General features: G+C 70.8%; 14 protein-coding genes. 9 read left to right on the forward strand and 5 right to left on the reverse strand.

Translation table 11 applies throughout. From position 1 onward, the window contains the following. The 3 genes from PV342_RS37060 to PV342_RS37070 all read left to right on the forward strand — a co-directional run. The coding region (locus PV342_RS37060) for an LCP family protein (protein WP_500320553.1) at positions 1-1,529 on the forward strand (1,529 nt) is incomplete at its 5' end. A 54-nt stretch (positions 1,530-1,583) separates the two neighbouring features. Further along, positions 1,584-3,242 (forward strand): LCP family protein, encoded by a 1,659-nt coding sequence (locus tag PV342_RS37065; protein WP_400802552.1) that lies wholly within the window; start codon positions 1,584-1,586, stop codon positions 3,240-3,242. Positions 3,243-3,447: 205 nt separating this feature from the next. Beyond that, positions 3,448-5,373, forward strand: a complete 1,926-nt coding sequence (locus tag PV342_RS37070) for an LCP family protein (protein WP_500320555.1) — start codon at positions 3,448-3,450, stop codon at positions 5,371-5,373. A gap of 15 nt (positions 5,374-5,388) precedes the next feature. On the opposite strand, the gene PV342_RS37075 is transcribed toward PV342_RS37070, so the two are convergent. Continuing rightward, positions 5,389-6,552 (reverse strand): glycosyltransferase family 2 protein, encoded by a 1,164-nt coding sequence (locus PV342_RS37075; RefSeq protein WP_500320576.1) that lies wholly within the window; start codon positions 6,550-6,552, stop codon positions 5,389-5,391. Here PV342_RS37075 and PV342_RS37080 point away from each other — a divergent pair. After that, complete coding sequence (locus tag PV342_RS37080; RefSeq protein ID WP_400802557.1) at positions 6,516-7,961, forward strand: LCP family protein; 1,446 nt, start codon at positions 6,516-6,518, stop codon at positions 7,959-7,961. The two genes, PV342_RS37075 and PV342_RS37080, sit on opposite strands and share 37 nt — an antisense overlap. A gap of 40 nt (positions 7,962-8,001) precedes the next feature. Here PV342_RS37080 and PV342_RS37085 read toward each other — a convergent pair whose 3' ends face one another. After that, positions 8,002-8,544: an acyl-CoA thioesterase gene (locus PV342_RS37085; RefSeq protein WP_018559720.1), complete on the reverse strand. Its 543-nt coding sequence runs from the start codon at positions 8,542-8,544 to the stop codon at positions 8,002-8,004. Positions 8,545-8,662: 118 nt separating this feature from the next. On the opposite strand from PV342_RS37085, the gene PV342_RS37090 reads away from it, so the two are divergent. Together PV342_RS37090 and PV342_RS37095 are read left to right on the forward strand one after the other, a co-directional pair. Then, positions 8,663-8,926 carry a DUF1876 domain-containing protein gene (locus tag PV342_RS37090; RefSeq protein ID WP_500320558.1) on the forward strand — a complete coding sequence of 88 codons (264 nt, stop codon included), beginning with the start codon at positions 8,663-8,665 and terminating at the stop codon, positions 8,924-8,926. A 118-nt stretch (positions 8,927-9,044) separates the two neighbouring features. After that, positions 9,045-10,277 carry an LCP family protein gene (locus PV342_RS37095; RefSeq protein WP_500320560.1) on the forward strand — a complete coding sequence of 411 codons (1,233 nt, stop codon included), beginning with the start codon at positions 9,045-9,047 and terminating at the stop codon, positions 10,275-10,277. A gap of 84 nt (positions 10,278-10,361) precedes the next feature. On the opposite strand, the gene PV342_RS37100 is transcribed toward PV342_RS37095, so the two are convergent. Beyond that, positions 10,362-11,432 (reverse strand): LCP family protein, encoded by a 1,071-nt coding sequence (locus PV342_RS37100; RefSeq protein ID WP_500320562.1) that lies wholly within the window; start codon positions 11,430-11,432, stop codon positions 10,362-10,364. Positions 11,433-11,608: 176 nt separating this feature from the next. Here PV342_RS37100 and PV342_RS37105 point away from each other — a divergent pair, with 176 nt between their 5' ends. Beyond that, the gene (locus PV342_RS37105; protein WP_329187522.1) at positions 11,609-12,952 is read left to right on the forward strand and encodes a UDP-glucose dehydrogenase family protein; all 1,344 of its coding nucleotides are present in this window, start codon (positions 11,609-11,611) and stop codon (positions 12,950-12,952) included. 1,076 nt (positions 12,953-14,028) lie between these two features. Here PV342_RS37105 and PV342_RS37110 read toward each other — a convergent pair. After that, complete coding sequence (locus PV342_RS37110) at positions 14,029-15,534, reverse strand: peptide MFS transporter (RefSeq protein ID WP_500320564.1); 1,506 nt, start codon at positions 15,532-15,534, stop codon at positions 14,029-14,031. Positions 15,535-15,837: 303 nt separating this feature from the next. Between PV342_RS37110 and PV342_RS37115 the strand changes: the two genes are divergently transcribed. Both PV342_RS37115 and PV342_RS37120 read left to right on the forward strand, forming a co-directional pair. Beyond that, complete coding sequence (locus PV342_RS37115) at positions 15,838-16,512, forward strand: response regulator transcription factor (protein ID WP_018559726.1); 675 nt, start codon at positions 15,838-15,840, stop codon at positions 16,510-16,512. A gap of 47 nt (positions 16,513-16,559) precedes the next feature. Continuing rightward, on the forward strand, positions 16,560-17,828 hold the full coding sequence (locus tag PV342_RS37120) for a sensor histidine kinase (RefSeq protein ID WP_018559727.1): 1,269 nt from the start codon (positions 16,560-16,562) through the stop codon (positions 17,826-17,828). Here PV342_RS37120 and PV342_RS37125 read toward each other — a convergent pair. Next, positions 17,825-18,349, reverse strand: a complete 525-nt coding sequence (locus PV342_RS37125) for a GtrA family protein (protein ID WP_386988784.1) — start codon at positions 18,347-18,349, stop codon at positions 17,825-17,827. The genes PV342_RS37120 and PV342_RS37125 overlap by 4 nt on opposite strands. Positions 18,350-18,448 lie beyond the last annotated feature (99 nt).

Raw genomic sequence — 18,448 nt, forward strand, 5'->3', positions numbered from 1 at the left:
GCGGAAGGACGGCGGCGGGCGGCCGTGCCGCCGGCGGCGCCAGGGGCGAGGGCGGCGGCCGGGCGGCCGCACGCACCAGCCGGCGCCGCCCCAAGTCGCGGAAGTCGGCCAAGAAGCGGGCCCTGATCTGGACCGCCGGCACGCTCGGGGTCGTGGTCATCGCGGCGTGCATCGGCGTCTACGCGCTGTACCAGCAGCTCAACGGCAACATCAACGCGATCGACCCGGGCATCGGCTCCAAGAACGCCACGTCCACCGGACCGGTCAACATCCTGGTCATCGGCACCGACAGCCGCAAGGGACTGAAGGGCAAGTACGGGGACTCGGCCAACGTCGGCCACGCCGACACCACGATCCTCTTCCATGTCTCCAAGGACCGCTCCAACGCGACGGCGCTGAGCATCCCCCGCGACATCATCACCGACATCCCGGACTGCCCGACGAAGCAGCCCGACGGATCCACGAAGATCATTCCGGCGGAGAGCGGCGTCCGCTTCAACACCAGCCTGGGCCAGTACGGCCGCGACCCGGGCTGCACCATGCGCACCGTCAAGGCGCTGACCGGTATCACCCCCGACCATTTCATGATGGCCAACTTCGACGCGGTGAAGGACCTCTCGACGGCGGTCGGCGGCGTCGAGGTGTGCCTGGCCAAGGACATCGACGACCCGGACTCGCACCTGAAGCTGGCCAAGGGACGGCACACCGTCGCCGGCGAGCAGGCGCTGGCCTTCGTCCGCACCCGGCACAGCGTCGGCTTCGGCGGGGACCTGAGCCGTATCGAACTGCAGCAGCAGTTCCTCAGCTCGATGATGCGCAAGATGAAGTCGGGCGACACGCTGACCAGTCCGACCAAGCTGCTCAAGCTGGCGAACACGGCGACGAAGGCGCTCACCGTCGACACCGGCATCGGCAGCGTGACCAAGCTCAGCGAGCTGGCCAAGGACCTGAGCCGGGTCAACACCAAGAACATCACCTTCGCGACGGTGCCGGTGATAGACAACCCGGCCGAGAAGGTGCACACCACGGTGGTGCTGGACGAGACCAAGGCGCCGCAGCTGTTCAGCATGGTCAAGGACGACGTCTCGCTGACCGAGGTGAAGAAGAAGCAGAAGGCGTCCGACGCGGCCAAGCTCAAGGGCCCCAAGGCCGACCCGATCAACGTACGGGTCGAGGTGCTCAACGGCAGCGGGGTCTTCGGCGCCGCCCAGGACACCGTCAACTGGCTGCAGAACGACGAGGGTGTCAGCCGCTCCACCAACGGCGGCAACGCGCCCGCCGAGGTGAAGAAGACGACGCTGGAGTACGCGCCCAACCAGGCCGACCAGGCACGCCGGCTCGCCGCGATGATGGGGCTGCCGGCCTCCGCGCTCAAGCAGGGCACCGAGGACGCCGCGCCGCGCGCCAACATGACGCTCACCCTGGGCAAGGACTTCAAGCAGGCGGGCACGCCGATCGCCACACCGACGAAGGCGCCCGAGGGCATCCAGAAGGTCGAAGCCGACGACAAGAGCGTGTGTGCCAAGTAGCCGCCCGTTACGGGCACCAGGGTCGACAGGGGTATCAGGGGTGGGGACCGGACGATGACGGACAGTCGTGTGCGCGATCTCGGCTGGGACGACAGCCTCTACGACGACCACCCGCGGGACGGGGCGGCGCGGCGGGGCGCGGACACGGGACGGACCCCGCACCCGGACCCCGAGGACGACGGCGACGGGCCGCCGCGCGGCCCGCGGCCGAAGCGCCGCGGACGCCGGATCGCCCGGTGGACCGCGATCACCCTCGCGGTGCTCATCCTCGGGACGGCGGGCGCCGGTTACGCGTACTACGAGCACCTCAGCGACAACATCCGCAAGGGGAAGCGGAACAGCGGCGACAGCGACGTGGCGAAGGCGCCGACGAACGCGATGAACGTCCTGCTGCTGGGCGCCGACGGCCGTAACTCCGCGGAGAACCTCAAGCTGGGCGGCGCCAAGTACACCAAGGGCGATCCGCCCCGCGCCGACGTGATCATGCTGCTCCACATCTCGGCCGACCGCAGCAACATGTCCGTGGTGAGCATTCCGCGCGACACCCGGGTGCCGATCCCGGAGTGCACCGACCCGGAGACGGGCAGGAAGTTCGCCGCCACCACGCACGCGATCATCAACGAGAGCCTGATGCGCGGGGGTCCCGGCTGCACGCTCGCCACCGTGCAGAACCTCACCAAGGTCTACATCGACCACTGGATGACGATCGACTTCGCGGGTGTGGTGAAGATGGCCGACGCGGTCGGTGGCGTCGACGTCTGCGTGCGGCAGCCCGTGTGGGACCACCCGACCCCGCAGCAGCCGGGCGGCTCCGGGCTGAAGCTGAAGGCGGGCACGCAGAAGATCACCGGCAAGACGGCGCTGCAGTGGCTGCGCACCAGGCACGCCTTCGAGAGCGACCTCGGGCGCGCCCGGGCGCAGCACATGTACATGAACTCGATGGTGCGCGAACTGCGCTCGCAGAACGTCTTCACCGACGCGGGGCGGCTGGGTGACCTCGCCGAGGCCGCCACCAACGCGTTGCAGGTGTCGGAGGAGATAGGGACCCCGAAGAAGCTCTTCGACCTCGGCATGCAGCTCAAGAGCGTCCCGTCGGACCGGATCACGATGCTGACCATGCCGCCCGTCACGGACACCGAGAACGACCAGCACTACATGCCGGACCCGGTGGCCGCCCCCAAGGTGTGGTCGCGGCTGGTCCACGACCTCCCCTTCGACGACAAGGGGAAGAAGAAGGCGGAGAAGCAGCCCGTCGAGTCCGGGCCGGCCGCCCGGCCCGCCGCCGACGTCCCGGTCGCGGTGGTCAACGGCACCGCGGGCGACGCCGCGGGCACCCCCGTGAACGGCCGGGCGGGCGTCCTCGCCCAGGCGCTGGTCGGGTCCGGCTTCGGGCAGGCGAAGGCGGTCGGCACGGCGCAGCCGTCGGCGGCCAGTGTCATCGAGTACCCGGCCGCAGAGGGCGCGCAAGGCCGCTCGGACGCACTCGCCGTGGCGAAGGTGTTCAAGCTCCCCGCCGGCGTTGTGAAGGAATCCTCACATGTCGGCTCCGTCACACTCGTCGTGGGCGCCGACTGGCGCGACGGAACGGTCTTCCAGGGTGCCGCCGACGACGACGGTACGCTGCCCAAGAGCGCCGGGGCCCTTAACGGAGCGAATGATTCAGCCTGCATGGACGTGTACAGGCCATATCGCTGGGATCCCGATTTGGGGTAGTGCGCACGATCGCTTTACACAGCCGATAAGAAACCAAAGCGTTGGCCCCGTCGCGGTTTATGTATCGTGACCTCCAACCATTCGCGAGCAGGGCTGTTCCGGTCCCACAGGACTTCGACAGTCGCACAGCTGACAATCACCCACGATCCGAGCGCCGCGGCGCAGCCGGTGACCGTAGGTACCAGCGCGTCATGGGAGGGCCCACATGCGCCACGGCAGCATCCCCGGAGGGCGGAACGCCCCCTACGATCCTCACGAACCCGGATGGGGCGACTCTCCGTACGGGAACGGTCACGGACAGCAGCCGTACATCCCGCAGCAGCCCGGCTACCCGCACCCGACGGTCCCGCAGCAGCCGCAGCGCGGCGGCTACCGACCCGAGGAGCCGCAGCGCGGCGGCGGGTACCCGCAGCAGGACGCGTACGCGCCGTACCAGCAGCCCGGCCGCGAGGCCGCGGGCTACGACACCGGGGGCTACGGCGACGACGGCCACGGGGCCGAGTACGGCGGCTACGAGGACTACGGGCACGAGGCGGACGACGGTACGTCCACCGGCACCCTGACCGCGACGCAGGACGACGGGGCGGACGACGACGGGCACGACGGGTACGACGGCCACGACGGCGCAGGCCGCCGCGGCACCCGCCGCCGCAAAAAGGGCAAGAGGCGCGCCCTGCGCTGGGTGGCGATCGTCACGTCGGTGGCGATACTCGGCACGGCCGGCGCCGCTTACGCGTACTACCAGCACCTCAACGCGAACATCAAGAAGGACGCGCTCAACCTCGGCGACAGCCAGGCCGCCAAGAGCAAGGCGAACGCGGCGGGCCAGACCCCGCTGAACATCCTCCTCCTCGGCTCCGACAGCCGGGCCTCCAAGGCGAACCAGAAGCTCGGCGGCGCCAAGGCCGACGCGGACCGCAAGCCGCTCGCCGACGTCCAGATGCTGCTGCACGTCTCCGCGGACCGCAGCAACATGACCGTGGTCAGCATCCCGCGCGACACCCGGGTCACCATCCCCAAGTGCACCGACCCGGACGACGGCCACGTCTACCCCGAGACCACGACGGACACGATCAACACGAGCCTCCAGCACGGCGGTCCCGGCTGCACCGTGGCCACCTGGGAGAAGCTCACCGACATATCCATCGACCACTTCATGATGATCGACTTCGCCGGCGTGGTCTCCATGGCCGACGCGGTCGGCGGCGTCCCGGTCTGCGTCAAGGGGAACGTCTGGGACAAGAAGTCCGGGCTCAAGCTCACCAAGGGCGACCACACCATCAAGGGCCAGCAGGCCCTGCAGTGGCTCCGCACCCGGCACGGCTTCGAGGACGGCAGCGACATCGGCCGTACCCACGCCCAGCACATGTACATGAACGCGATGGTGCGCCAGCTGAAGTCGGGCACGAAGCTCACCGACCCGGGCAAGCTGACCGGCCTGGCGGAGGCCGCCACCAAGGCGCTGACCGTCGACACCGGCCTCGGGACGGTCAAGAAGCTCTACGACCTGGGCAACAACCTCAAGGGCGTGCCCACCGACCGCATCACCATGACGACGATGCCGTGGGGCGCCGACCCGCAGAACCCGACCGCGCACGTCGTGCCGACCGGCGCGGCGACCAAGCTCTTCACGCTGCTGCGCAACGACCAGGCCGTGGACGGCAAGGCCTCCAAGAAGAAGAAGGCCGACAAGTCCGCCACCACCGCGAAGCCCTCGCCCAAGGACGAGATCGCGGTGACGGTCCAGAACGGCACCGGCAGCGCCACGACGCCCGCCGTCTCCGGCCGGGCGGGCACGGTCACGGAGAAGCTGAAGGCGCTGGGCTTCACCCAGGCCGAGTCCGACTCCACGCCCCAGTCGCAGTCCGGCAGCACGATCACCTACGCCGGCGACGACGACAAGGCGAACGCCCTGGCCGTGGCGAAGGCGCTGAAGCTGCCGGCCGGCGTGGTCAAGAAGTCCTCCTCCGCGGAGGGCATCACGCTGGTGATCGGCGCCGACTGGACGGCCGGGGCGACGTACCCGGCGGCCAGCAGCACCGACACCAAGGAGGTCCTGGACAGCGCGAGCGCGCTCAACGCCTCCGACGACTCGGCGTGCATGAAGGTGAACCCCTACTACAACTGGTAGGGGTTCACCCCCGCCTCACGCGTCGGCCGCCGCCCGCACCGCAGGGCGGCGGCTGGCGATGACCCGCCGGGCGAGCGAACGCGGGCTGGTCAGGAACCCGAAGCCCCAGGACATGTGCATGGTGGCGAGCGCCACCGGGATCTGCAGCCGCGCGGCGGCCGACAGGCCCTTGCCGGCCGGGAGCGAGCCCAGCACGATGGCCGCGAGGTAGCCGCCGGGGACGACGAAGGCGAGCGGGGTGACCGCCGCTCCCACCACCACGCCCGCCGCGATGGCCGCGACGGCCGCCGGGGCGGCGAGGTAGCGCAGGTTGACCGAGCCCTGGTGGTACCGGGTGACGACACGGCGCCAGCGCCCGTAGTCCTTGTACTGCTTGGCCAGCGCGCGCACGCTGGGCCGCGGGCGGTACGAGACGCGCAGCTCCGGCGAGAACCAGATCAGGCCGCCGGCCTCGCGGATGCGGTAGTTCAGCTCCCAGTCCTGGGCGCGGATGAACTCCTCGTTGTAGCCGCCCTGCTGCTCCAGCACCTCGCGGCGGAACACCCCGAGGTAGACGGTGTCGGCGGGGGCGGCGGCGCCTCCGGTGTGGAAGGCCGCGTTGCCGACGCCGATCTTCGAGGTCATGGCGGCGGCGACGGCGCGCTCCCAGTCGTTCTCGCCTTCGGCGTGCATGATGCCGCCGACGTTGGCGGCGCCGGTCTCCTCCAGCAGCCGCACCGCGGTCTTGATGTAGTCGGCCGAGAGCATGCCGTGGCCGTCGACCCGGACCACGACCGGGTGCCGGGAGGCCTTGATGGCGGCGTTCAGGGCGGCGGGGGTGCGGCCGGTGGGGTTGGGCACCGTGTGGACGCGGGGGTCCTCCCGCACCAGCTCCGCCGCGATCTCGTCCGTGCGGTCGGTGGAGGGGCCGAGGGCGATGACGACCTCGAGCTCGCCCGCGTAGTCCTGTTCGAGGATGTGGCGGACGGAGTTTCGAAGGTGCCGCTCCTCGTCGAGCACCGGCATGATCACGGAGACGGCGGGCAGCACATGGGGGGTCGCAGCGTTCACAGCCGCACACGTTACCGCGAACGGATGATACGAGCGCGTGCGACCGGGCGGGGCTCGTTCCGTACGACGGTATGACTCCTTAGCGTGACTGTATGACCGTCGCTCGTCGCCGTCAGCAACCCGCCGCAGCCGCCCGCAGGACCCGCAAGCGGCCGCCGGTGCGCCGCGGGCTGCGCGTCCTCGGTGCCGTCTCGCTCGGCATCCTGACCGCCAGTGGGATCGGGCACGCCGTCCTGGGGCACATGGACGACCGCCTGGCGCGGGTGGACGCCTTCGCCGGGATGAAGAACCGGCCCAGCCCCACCAAGGGCACCAACTTCCTTCTGGTCGGCACCGACGTCCGCCGCGGGCTGTCCCAGTCGCAGCGCACCGGGCTGCGCCTGGGCGGGGAGCCCTGCGACTGCACCGACACGATGATGCTGGCGCACCTGTCGCGGGACGGCAGGCGGGTCAGCGTGGTCGCGCTGCCGCGGGACTCGTACGCGGAACTGCCGCGCGCCGGCAAGCTGAAGTGGGCCTGGGGGGTGGGCGGCCCCGCACTCGCCGTGAGCACGGTCGAGAAGATGACCGGGGTCAAGGTCGACCACTACGCCGAGTTCGACTTCGGCTCCTTCATGAAGACCGTCGACCGGATCGGCGGGGTCGACCTCTGCTTCGCCCGTCCGCTGCGCGACCCCGTGACCGGACTCGACCTGCCCGCCGGCACGGTACGTGCTGACGGCGGCACGGCACTGCGCTACGTGCGCTCCGGCCACCTCCCCGGCAGCCCCGACCTCCAGCGGATGCAGAACCAGCAGCGGTTCCTGGCCGCCCTGGTCCGCCGGGTCACCGACATCGGGCTGATGCAGAACCCGGTCAAGCTCGACCAGGTGGCCAAGGCCGCGCTCGGCTCGGTGCGCGCGGACCGGCAGACCAAGCCGGACGACCTGATCGCCCTCGCCACGGGGCTGCGCGGCGGCTTCGGGGCCCGCTCGGTGGAGTTCGCGACGGTGCCGGTGGACGCCACCCCGTTCCGGGTGCAGGGGGTGGGGACGACCCTGCGCTGGGACGTCAAGGGCGCCCAGCGGATCTTCGAGGCGCTCCGCGAGGACCGCCCGCTCACCGGCCCGGACGGCGGCCCCCTGGCCACGCCCAGCCCGTCGGCGCCCGAGCCCGAGCAGGTCGAAGTGCCGCCCAAGTCGATCCGCGTCCAGGTCAACAACGGGACGACGGTCAACGGGCTGGGGGCGCGTGTGGACAAGGAACTGCGTCGCCTGGGCTTCCGCACCACCGGTACGCCCGGCAACACCGTCCGGCACGACGCGGAGTACACGGTCATCCACTACGACCCGGGCTGGGACCGCTCCGCCAAGGCGCTGGGGACGGCCCTGCCGTACGCGGAGCTGCGCCGGGTGTCCGGGCTGGGGCCGACGCTGCGGATCACCGTGGGCGCGGACTACGACGGCGTGACCCCGGTACGGGCCGGCGAGCCGGACCCGCCCGCGGCACCGCCGGTGGGGCTCCAGCCGATGCGCGGCGACCGCATCCTGTGCGGCTGAGGGGCGGGGGCTGAGCCGAGGGGCTGAGGGCCGGGGGCCGTCAGTCTTCGAAGCCCTCGGCGGCGCGCTTCTCGCGCAGCTCCATGATCGCCCGGCGGCGGGCCAACCGGTGCGTGCGGCGGATCTGCGCCTCCTGCAGACGGCGCCGGTCGCGGTCGGTCTCGGGCTCGATCTGGGGCACCGGACGCGGTGCGCCCTCGGCGTCCACGGCGACGAAGACCAGGTAGGCACTGGCCACCTGGGTCGCCGGGCCGGACTCGTTCCAGCGCTCGGCGAGCACGCGCACGCCGACCTCCATGGAGCTGCGCCCGGTCCAGTTGACCTGGGCCTGCACCTTGAGCAGGTCGCCGACCCGCACCGGTTCCAGGAAGGCCATCTCGTCCATGGCACCGGTCACCGCGGGCCCCTCGGAGTGCCGTCCGGCGACCGCGCCCGCCGCGTCGTCCACGAGCTTCATGACCACGCCGCCGTGCACGGTGCCCAGGAGGTTCGTGTCGTGGTGGGTCATGATGTGCGCCAGCGTGATCCGCGAGGCGGACGTGGGCTTGAACGGGACAGGGTGCGGGGGTGGCTCCTCGAACATGGCTCCACCCTAAGCACTGCCGTGCCGTGCTCCTCGCCGGGCACATCTTGCCCGGGGGCGGGGCCGGGCGGATGCTGAGAAAGGGGCCGACGTCCCGATGTCCAAGAGGTGATCCGCCATGGAGAAGACGTGGACGATCAAGCTGTCGCTCGAGGAGGACGGCAGCCGCACCGCCTGCACCGCCTCGCTCACCGGGGACGGCGCCCCGGGCGTGGTGGGCCACGGCTATTCGCGGCGCAATCCGCACGACGAGCCCGACATGCGCATAGGGGAGGACGTGGCCGCATCCCGGGCCTGCTCCAACCTGGCGCACGAACTGCTGGAACAGGCCGCCGGAATGATCGAGACCCACACCAACACCCCGACGCATCTCACCGGATGAGATCGTACGGGCACGTTTGGTCACCGCATTTCCGCGGTCCTGTGACCTTTGCATCAGCTCTGCTTCAGAAGAGCCACGGAGGCACTGCCGGGCCGGGCGGCAGGGCACACTGCCCTACATGAACGCATGGCCCGACGGTTGGTCCGACAACAGGAACCAGCGGCAGCAGCAGGTCTCCGAGCCGCCGCTGCCCCCCGAGCTGTCCCCGCGCCGTGCGGCGGCGGCTCCCGGCAGTGTGCCGCGCCAGCAGGCGTACGGCAGCGGCGTCCCGGGCCACGGGGGGCCTGGCGGCGGTGACTACGACGGCTACGGCGGCGGCTCGTACGGCCCGCCGTCCACCGGTGGCCGCGGCACCCCGCCCGGCAGCCGCAAGCGCCGGGCCAAGGGCGTCCTGATCGGTCTGGTCGTCGTGGTCGCCGCGTGGTCGATCGGCACCTACTTCTGGGCGGACGGCAAGGTGCGCCGCGAGGTGGACCTGAGCACGGTCATAGACCGCCCGGAGACCGGCGAGGGCACCAACTACCTCATCGTCGGCTCCGACAGCCGTGAGGGCCTGTCCAGCGAGCAGAAGAAGAAGCTGCACACCGGCTCCGCCGAGGGCAAGCGCACCGACTCGATGATGATCCTGCACGTCGGCGACAACGGGAACTCGCTGATCTCGCTCCCCCGCGACTCCTACGTCACCATCCCCGAGTTCAAGGGCTCCGAGTCCGGCAAGACCTTTTCCTCGCGCGGCCAGAACAAGCTCAACGCCGCCTACTCCATAGACGGGCCGACGCTGCTGGTGCGGACGGTCGAGTACAACACGGGCCTGCACATCGACCACTACGCGGAGATCGGCTTCGCCGGCTTCGCGGGCCTCGTCGACGCGGTCGGCGGTGTCGAGCTCGACATCCCCCGCAACATCGACGACAAGAACTCGGGCCTGCACATCCAGAAGGGCAAGCAGACCCTCAACGGCGACGAGGCCCTGGCCTTCGTCCGCCAGCGCTACCAGGAGGCCGAGGGCGACCTGGGCCGCACCAAGAACCAGCAGAGGTTCCTGTCCGCTCTCGCGAGCCAGACGGCCACGCCGGGCACGGTCCTCAACCCGTTCAAGCTCTACCCGACCATGGGCGCGGGCCTGGACACGCTCATCGTGGACAAGGACATGAGCCTGTGGGACCTGGCGTCGATGTTCTGGGCCATGAAGGGCGTCTCCGGCGGTGACGGCGTCTCGATGAACATGCCGACCTCCGGCTCCATCGGCACCAACGTGGGCAGCGCGCTCAAGTGGGACATGCCGAAGGTCAAGCAGCTCGTCTCGGAGCTGAAGAACGACGAGAAGGTCACGGTCACGCCGGACTCCTGATCCCTCGCGACGGCGGAGGGGCCGGCCGGGCGCGGTGTGCGCGCCCGGCCGGCCCCTTTGCCGTTCCCGTCGGCAACGGAGGGCTCACGGGGTGCTGGAGCCCAGGCGGTCGAGGGAGTGGTTGGCCACGTACTCGTCCATGGTGTCGTTGCGCATGGCCTCCCACAGCTGCTCGCTGCCGTTGTCGTCGAGCAGCACCACCGACTGGCCCTTGATCATGTCGAGCCCGCCGACCGGGGCGTTCATGAAGACCATGTCGCCCGCGCGCACCCCGCGCATGCTCCACATCAGGTCCCGCAGGTCCCCGTCGGAGAGCCGGTCGTCGACGCTGACCACACCGGTGACCTGGTCCAGCAGCTCCTTGGCCTTCAGCGGGTTGCTCATGGAGTCCTTGGTCAGCGTCTTGGCGATCACCGCACGCAGGAAGGCCTGCTGGCGGTGGGTGCGGTCCAGGTCGCCGCGCGGCAGGTTGTAGCGCTCGCGGACGTAGGTCAGGGCCTGCTCGCCGTTCATGTGCTTCCCGGCCAGGTCCACGCCGCCGATGTCGTCGGTGAGGGTCTTGAAGCCGCTCCAGTCGATGACGGCGAGGTGGTCGACCCTCAGGTCGGTGAGCCGCTGCACGGTGTCGATCAGCAGCGGCGGGCCGCCCCAGGAGAAGGCGGCGTTCAGCTTGGCCTTGCCGTTCCCCGGGATCGAGACCCAGCTGTCGCGGGGCAGCGAGACCACGTACGCCCGCTTGTGGTCGGCCGGCAGGTGCACCAGCATCATCGTGTCGCTGCGCTGCGCGCCGCGCTTCCACTCCGGGGCCTCGGCGCCCCGGCCCGTGGTCGGCAGGTCGGAGCGGGCGTCCACACCGACCAGGAGGAACGTTTCACCGCCCTTGGCGGCCTGCGGCTGCTCGCTCTCGGGCACGTTCGTCGGGAACACGTTGGGAATGCGGTCCACCTTGCCGGTGTAGTGGTCCACCGCCCACCACAGGGTTCCGGCCACCCCCAGTACGCCCACGACCAGCAGGACCAGCGCGCCCAGCAGCACCCGACGGGTGCGGCTGCGCCTCCTGCGGGCCGGGTCCGGGGCCCTGCCCGGTGCCGCTTCCCGTTCCGTTTCCGTTTCCGCCGTCCGCTCGTGACCGACCGGATCCGTTGTCGTCATCATTCACCCCCACCATGTGCACCCGCTCCCCACGCGTGCGTCGGGGGCATTGTGGCGCGTGGGACGGTGCCCTGGCCATTCCCGGGTCTTCTTCCGTGCCCGCACCGGGGGAACCCGGACGCCGCCCGGGGCTATGCTCAACATCGCAATCAGGCCACGACCTGGGAGGGACCCTCCGCATGGCGCTCAAGCTCACCGTGATCGGCACCGGCTACCTCGGTGCGACGCACGCCGCGGCGATGGCCGAGCTGGGCTTCGAGGTACTGGGCCTGGACATCGACCCCGCCAAGATTGAGACCCTCTCCGCCGGCCGCGTGCCCATGTACGAGCCGGGCCTGGAGGACCTGCTGCGCCGCCACGTCGCGGGCCTGCCGGACTCCAGCGGGCGGCTGCGCTTCACCACCTCCTGGGAGGAGGTCGCCGCCTTCGGCGACATCCACTTCGTCTGCGTGAACACCCCGCAGAAGCACGGCGAGTACGCCTGCGACATGAGCTACGTCGACAGCGCCTTCGAACTGCTCGCCCCGCACCTGAAGCAGCCCGCGCTGGTCGTCGGCAAGTCGACCGTGCCGGTCGGCAGCGCGGCCCGGCTGGCGGCCCGGCTCGCCGAGCTCGCCCCCGCCGGGGACCGGGCGGAGCTGGCCTGGAACCCCGAGTTCCTGCGCGAGGGCTTCGCGGTCGAGGACACCCTCCACCCGGACCGCATCGTGGTCGGCGTCGCCTCCGAGCACGCCGAGAAGCTGCTGCGCGAGGTCTACGCGACCCCGGTCGGCGAGGGCACGCCCTTCGTCGTCGCGGACTACCCGACCGCGGAACTGGTCAAGACGGCGGCCAACGCCTTCCTCGCCACGAAGATCTCCTTCATCAACGCCATGGCAGAGGTCAGCGAGGCGGCCGGCGGGGACGTGGTGAAGCTCGCCGAGGCCATCGGGCACGACGAGCGGATCGGCAAGAAGTTCCTGCGCGCCGGCATCGGCTTCGGCGGCGGCTGCCTCCCCAAGGACATCCGCGCCTTCATGGCCCGCGCCGGCGAACTCGGCGCCGACCAGGCGCTCACGTTCCTGCGCGAGGTCGACTCCATCAACATGCGCCGCCGCGCCCACATGGTCGAGCTCGCCCGCGAGGCCTGCGGCGGCAGCGGCTTCCTCGGCAAGCGGATCGCGGTGCTCGGCGCGGCCTTCAAGCCCGACTCCGACGACGTCCGGGACTCCCCCGCGCTCAACGTCGCCGGGCAGATCCACCTCCAGGGCGGCCAGGTCACCGTGTACGACCCCAAGGCGATGGAGAACGCTCGACGGCTCTTCCCGACCCTCGGGTACGCCGCGAGCGCCCTAGAGGCGGTCCGCGGGGCCGACGTCGTGCTGCACCTCACGGAGTGGCAGGAGTTCCGGGAGCTCGACCCGGCGGAGCTCGGGGCGGTGGCCAGGGGGCGGCACGTCATCGACGGGCGGAACGCGCTGGTGCCGCAGGGGTGGCGTGAGGCGGGGTGGACGTTCCGGGCCATGGGACGCCCCCACGCGTAGCCCTCCGGGGTGCCCGGGGTGCCCCTTGCGGCCGGTTGTCGTGTGCGGGTTGTTTGCGCCTGCGGCGGGCGTCCCCCGCCCTCCCGCCCTCCCCCAGCCTTCGGCCGGGGGGACCCCCATCCGGCGCGGTCAGTGACCGCCTCGCGCGTTCGTGGTGGGCCGGGGGCGGGGCCTCCGGGGCTGCACGTCCTGCACTGGGCTATTTACGTGCATGGCGGGCGGTCCGGATCGGTGCCGTCTCTGCCACACACAAATATCCCGCAGCGTCCAGAACATCCACCCTCCCCCAGCCTTCGGCCGGGGGTGCCCCCAACTCCCCCGCCCCTCCGTATCGTGGGGCGCCTGACGGCCGGAGGGGGGTAAGGGCGGTCCGTGCTCGCCGCACACGTCCATCTGAACCCCCACCGGCCGTCAGGACCTCCGTGGGGGCCACCCTCCAGCGGTAGCCGGGGCCCCTCGGCCTTCGGCCAGAGGCGGCCTCACTCGACCTGGTTGAGGGTCAGCCGGCCGCCGGAGGCCAGGGTGCGTCACCACCTCAGCAATCGTCATGATCGGGCGCCTGCTTGGCGTCGCCATGACACACACCGCCCCGCGAGCGCCGGTGGGCGGGTCGCGCCAGCCGTCCCGCCGGAGCTGCCCCCGGCCACCGGTGCGCGCACCCTGTCTCGGCCAGCGGCCAGGGACCCCCTACCGGTGGCAGTTTCCTGCGGTGTGGGGTGGGGTGGGCCCCCATCACCCCCACCGGGCGTTGGTCGCCCGACGAAACGGAGGGGGCGGGGGAGGTGGGGGCACCCCCGGCCGAAGGCTGGGGGAGGGTGGGCGTTCTGGACGCTGACGTGTATTTGTTGTGCGGCACGGACGGCACCGAGCGCAGGTGCCCGCCATGCACATAAATATGCGGTACAGAATGCCCAGCCCCGGAGGCCCCGCCCCCGGCCCACCACGAACCGCGCGAGGCCCGCACCAACCGCGCCGGGCAATCGGGCGGGAGGGCGGGGAAACAGCCCGCCGCAGGCGCAACAGACCCGCAGACGAGCGCGGGCCGCACGGGACACCCCGGGCGGCCCGCGCAAGCGTCAGTGGACGTCACCCATGAGCGCGATGACCCGCTTGCGGTACAGCACGAAGGCCGCACCCGCGGCCAGCGCGACGAAGCCCTGGATCGCGAACGACGTCTCCGACAGGAAGGCGTCGCCGATGACCAGCTGCAGGATCGCGGCCACGCAGTCCCCCGCCGTGACGGCCAGGAACCACAGGCCCATCATCTGGCTGGCGTACTTGACCGGGGCCAGCTTGGTGGTGACCGACAGCCCCACCGGGGACAGGCACAGCTCGGCGGTGGTCTGGATCAGGTAGACCACGGCCAGCCACAGCGGGGTGACCTTGACGTCGCCCGAGGCGGCGGCCTGGGCGAGCATCATCACCACGAAGGAGACGCCGATGCCGGCGACGCCGAGGGCGAACTTCACGGTCGTGCTGGGGTTCCTGCGGCCCAGCGTCATCCACAGGGCGGCGAAGACCGGGGCGAGCGCCATCACGAACAGCGGGTTCAGGGACTGGAACCAGCTCTCGGGGAAGGTGAAGCCCCACAGGGTGGACGCGGTGTGCTCGGAGGCGAAGACCGTCAGGGTCGAACCGGACTGGTCGTAGATCATCCAGAAGACGGCGGCCACGACGAAGAACCAGATGTACCCGCCGACCTTGGTCTTCTCGTCCGGGGTGAGCTCCTGGTCCCGGCGGATGCGGGTGAAGTAGTACGCGGGCAGCGCCAGGCCCAGCAGGGAGAGCGGCCAGAGCACCCAGTTGATCGTGAAGTGGCCGGTGAAGGTGACCACGCCGTAGAAGACCACCGCGGCGGCGAGCCAGCTCAGCGCCTTCTTCATCAGGCCGGCGCGCTCGGCGTCGTCAAGGGGGGTGGGGACCACGCTGGAGACCGGCGCGAGGTGCCTGGTGCCGATGAGGAACTGGGCCAGGCCGAGCCCCATCCCGACGCCCGCCATGGCGAAGCCCAGGTGCCAGTCGACCTGCTGGCCGACGGTGCCGATGGCGAGCGGGGCGAGGAAGGCGCCGAGGTTGATGCCGATGTAGAAGATCGTGAAGCCGCCGTCCCGGCGCGGGTCGTTGCGGTCCGGGTACAGCTGGCCGACCATCGTCGAGATGTTCGACTTCAGCAGGCCGGAGCCCACGGCGATGAAGACGAGGCCGACGAAGAACGAGGCCTTCACCGGCACGGCAAGCAGGAAGTGGCCGATCATGATGATCGTGCCGCCGATGGCGACCGTGCGGCGCGGCCCCCAGAGGCGGTCGGCGAACCAGCCGCCCGGCATCGCCAGCAGGTACACCGTCGCGGTGTAGACGCTGTAGATCGCGCCCGCGGTGGCGGCCTTCATGCCGAGGCCGCCGTCCGTGACCGAGGCCGTCAGGTAGAGGACGAGAAGGGCCCTCATGCCGTAGTAGCTGAAACGCTCCCACGTCTCGGTCATGAAAAGGGTGGCCAGGCCGCGGGGGTGGCCGAGGAAGGTCTTGCCGCCGGCCGCAGGGATGCCCTGCGGCGCGGCGTCCTTCGTCAGGCTGGACGCCATGGACTTTCCTTGCTGCTCGGGACGCGCTGCGAGAGCGGTGCGCGCCCGGTGGGGGGAGGCCGGCACCGGGGCGCGCGGGGGCGCACCGGGATCCACGGCCCACGGAAATGCTGGTGGGGACCAGCCCCGTACCGGAAGGGCCCTTCGCCGCGTGGGGCGCGCCAAGGGTCCTGTGTACCTATACGGGCTTTTGGTTACCTTATGGCAATGCGAGATGTGCTATATGAGACGACTTGAGATGTGCCTCACAACAGTGACGGCCCGCCCGGCGTGCGGTTTCTCCGAGCGGACTACCATCAGCCCATGACCCGCGTACTGCTCGCCGAGGACGACGCATCCATCTCGGAACCGCTCGCACGCGCGCTGCGCCGCGAAGGGTACGAGGTCGAGGTGCGCGAGGACGGACCCGCGGCGCTCGAAGCCGCCCTGCTCGGCTCCTTCGATCTTCTGGTGCTCGACCTGGGGCTGCCCGGAATGGACGGTCTCGAGGTGTGCAGAAGGCTGCGCACCGAAGGCCATGGCTTCCCGGTACTGGTGCTCACCGCCCGCGCCGACGAAGTGGACACGGTGGTCGGCCTGGACGCCGGCGCCGACGACTACGTGACCAAGCCCTTCCGGCTGGCCGAGCTGCTGGCCCGGGTGCGGGCGCTGCTGCGGCGCGGCACCGCCGAGGCCCAGCATCCCTCCACCCAGGGCGTGCGCATCGACGTCGAGTCGCACCGCGCGTGGATGGGCGATGAGGAACTGCAACTCACCGCGAAGGAGTTCGACCTCCTGCGGGTGCTGGTGCGGGACGCCGGCCGGGTGGTCACCCGGGAGCAGCTGATGCGCGAGGTCTGGGACACCACCTGGTGGTCCTCTACGAAGACCCTGGACATGCACATCTCCTGGCTGCGCAAAAAGCTCGGCGACGACGCGGCGGCCCCCCGCTACATCTCCACGGTGCGCGGGGTCGGCTTCCGGTTCGAGAAGAACTAGGAAGCAGGGGCACACCAGGGGTCCGCGCGGTCTGAGACGCTTCACTCATGCGCCGCCGTCTCATCCAGTCCACGCTCGCCGTGGTGCTCGTCGTCATCGCCGTCTTCGGTGTCTCCCTCGTCCTGGTGGAGGCCCGGACGATCGAGAACAGCGCCAAGGAGAGCGTGGACTCCGAGGCCGTGCGGCTGATCGGCATCGTCGAGAGCAGGATGATCGGCGAGGAGCGGATCAGCCGCGAGGTGCTGGCCCAGCAGATCGCCCCCGGGCGGTACGCGCTGGTGCAGATCCCGGGGGCGGAGCCGATCGCCATCGGCACCAGGCCCACGGGCCAGGTGATCTCCTCGCGGCAGACCGGCGAGCAGGGCGAGACCGTCACCGTCGAGGAGTCGCGCAGCAAGGTGAGCCAGGAGATCGGCCGCACCCTGCTGATCATCCTGGCGGTGGCGCTGCTGGCGGTGCTGGCCGCCGTCGTCCTCGCGGTGCGCCAGGCACGGCGTCTCGGCAGCCCGCTGACGGACCTCGCGGAGACCGCGGAGCGGCTGGGCTCCGGCGACCCCCGGCCGCGGCACCGGCGCTACGGCGTCCCGGAGCTGGACCGGGTCGCCGACGTGCTGGACCGCAGTGCCGAGCGCATCGCCCGGATGCTGACCGCCGAGCGGCGCCTGGCGGCGGACGCGTCCCACCAGCTGCGGACCCCGCTGACGGCGCTGTCGATGCGGCTGGAGGAGATCATCGCCACGGCCGAGGACGAGGACGCCGTCAAGGAGGAGGCGGCGATCGCGCTCGGTCAGGTGGAGCGGCTCACGGACGTCGTGCAGCGGCTGCTCACCAACGCGCGGGACCCGCGGACCGGCTCGGCGGTCGTCTTCGACATCGACGACGTGATCAAGCAGCAGGTGGAGGAGTGGCGCCCGGCGTACCGCAGCGCGGGCCGGGCCATCACCTCCGCGGGCAAGAACCGGCTGCGCGCGGTCGGCACCCCGGGGGCGGTGGCCCAGGTGCTGGCGACACTGATCGAGAACGGGCTGATGCACGGCTCCGGCACGGTCGCGATCACCACCCGGGTCACCGGTACGCAGGTCGTGGTCGAGGTCACGGACGAGGGCCAGGGCGTGCCGCCGGAGCTGGGGGCGCGGGTCTTCGAGCGGACGGTCAGCGGCCGCAACTCCACCGGCATCGGTCTCGCGGTCGCACGCGACCTGGCCGAGGCCGACGGCGGCCGCCTCGAACTCCTACAGCAGCGTCCGCCGGTCTTCGCGCTCTTCCTGGCGCGTGAGGACCAGGTCACCCGCGGGAGGGGCGCGGAGAAGCGTTAGCTGACGTGGGTGCCGGTCCGGGCGCCGGGGGTCTCGTTCCCCTTCGCGACCAGGAACGATTCTGCTTGGTGCACGGCCGGCTCGCGGACGGGGAGTGCCTTGAACACCCAGCTGCGGTACGACCAGAAGCGGAACAGGGTCGCCACGCCGATGCCGATGAACTTGAAGACGTTGCTCTGCAGCGGGCTGTCCCAGCCGAAGGCGTAGGTCGCCGTGTAGAGCACCCCGTTCTCGATCACCAGGCCCACGGCGCTGAACACCATGAAGAGGGTCAGCTCGCGGGTACGGCCCGACTTGTCGCGGTCACGGTAGGTGAAGTAGCGGAACCCCACGTAGTTGAAGGCGATCGCGGCGACGGTCGCGATGATGCCGGCCCGCACCACCTGGAGATCCGTGGTGTGCCGGACGAGGTTGAAGACCCCGATGTTGACCAGGACCCCAGCCCCGCCGACCGCGCCGAACTTGGCGATCTCGCGGGACATCGCCGTCAGCCGGTTCCGCAGCCCTGCCGCACCGTCCATGTGATCGTTCGGCCCCGTCTGTGTCTGGTCAGTGACCTTCATGCTATCCGGGGCCCCTCCGGGACGGCGGTCGGTGCGTCATTGATGCCCAGATATCCT

It is taken from the genome of Streptomyces sp. PA03-3a (assembly GCF_033792735.1).
GTDB lineage: Bacteria > Actinomycetota > Actinomycetes > Streptomycetales > Streptomycetaceae > Actinacidiphila.

Coding starts and splice junctions, on each gene's coding strand:
- PV342_RS37065 (WP_400802552.1), top strand. CDS start 1,584: ATGACGGACAGTCGTGTGCGCGATCTCGGCTGGGACGACAGCCTCTAC.
- PV342_RS37070 (WP_500320555.1), top strand. CDS start 3,448: ATGCGCCACGGCAGCATCCCCGGAGGGCGGAACGCCCCCTACGATCCT.
- PV342_RS37080 (WP_400802557.1), top strand. CDS start 6,516: ATGACCGTCGCTCGTCGCCGTCAGCAACCCGCCGCAGCCGCCCGCAGG.
- PV342_RS37085 (WP_018559720.1), bottom strand. CDS start 8,544: ATGTTCGAGGAGCCACCCCCGCACCCTGTCCCGTTCAAGCCCACGTCC.
- PV342_RS37090 (WP_500320558.1), top strand. CDS start 8,663: ATGGAGAAGACGTGGACGATCAAGCTGTCGCTCGAGGAGGACGGCAGC.
- PV342_RS37095 (WP_500320560.1), top strand. CDS start 9,045: ATGAACGCATGGCCCGACGGTTGGTCCGACAACAGGAACCAGCGGCAG.
- PV342_RS37100 (WP_500320562.1), bottom strand. CDS start 11,432: ATGATGACGACAACGGATCCGGTCGGTCACGAGCGGACGGCGGAAACG.
- PV342_RS37105 (WP_329187522.1), top strand. CDS start 11,609: ATGGCGCTCAAGCTCACCGTGATCGGCACCGGCTACCTCGGTGCGACG.
- PV342_RS37110 (WP_500320564.1), bottom strand. CDS start 15,534: ATGGCGTCCAGCCTGACGAAGGACGCCGCGCCGCAGGGCATCCCTGCG.
- PV342_RS37115 (WP_018559726.1), top strand. CDS start 15,838: ATGACCCGCGTACTGCTCGCCGAGGACGACGCATCCATCTCGGAACCG.
- PV342_RS37120 (WP_018559727.1), top strand. CDS start 16,560: ATGCGCCGCCGTCTCATCCAGTCCACGCTCGCCGTGGTGCTCGTCGTC.
- PV342_RS37125 (WP_386988784.1), bottom strand. CDS start 18,349: ATGGACGGTGCGGCAGGGCTGCGGAACCGGCTGACGGCGATGTCCCGC.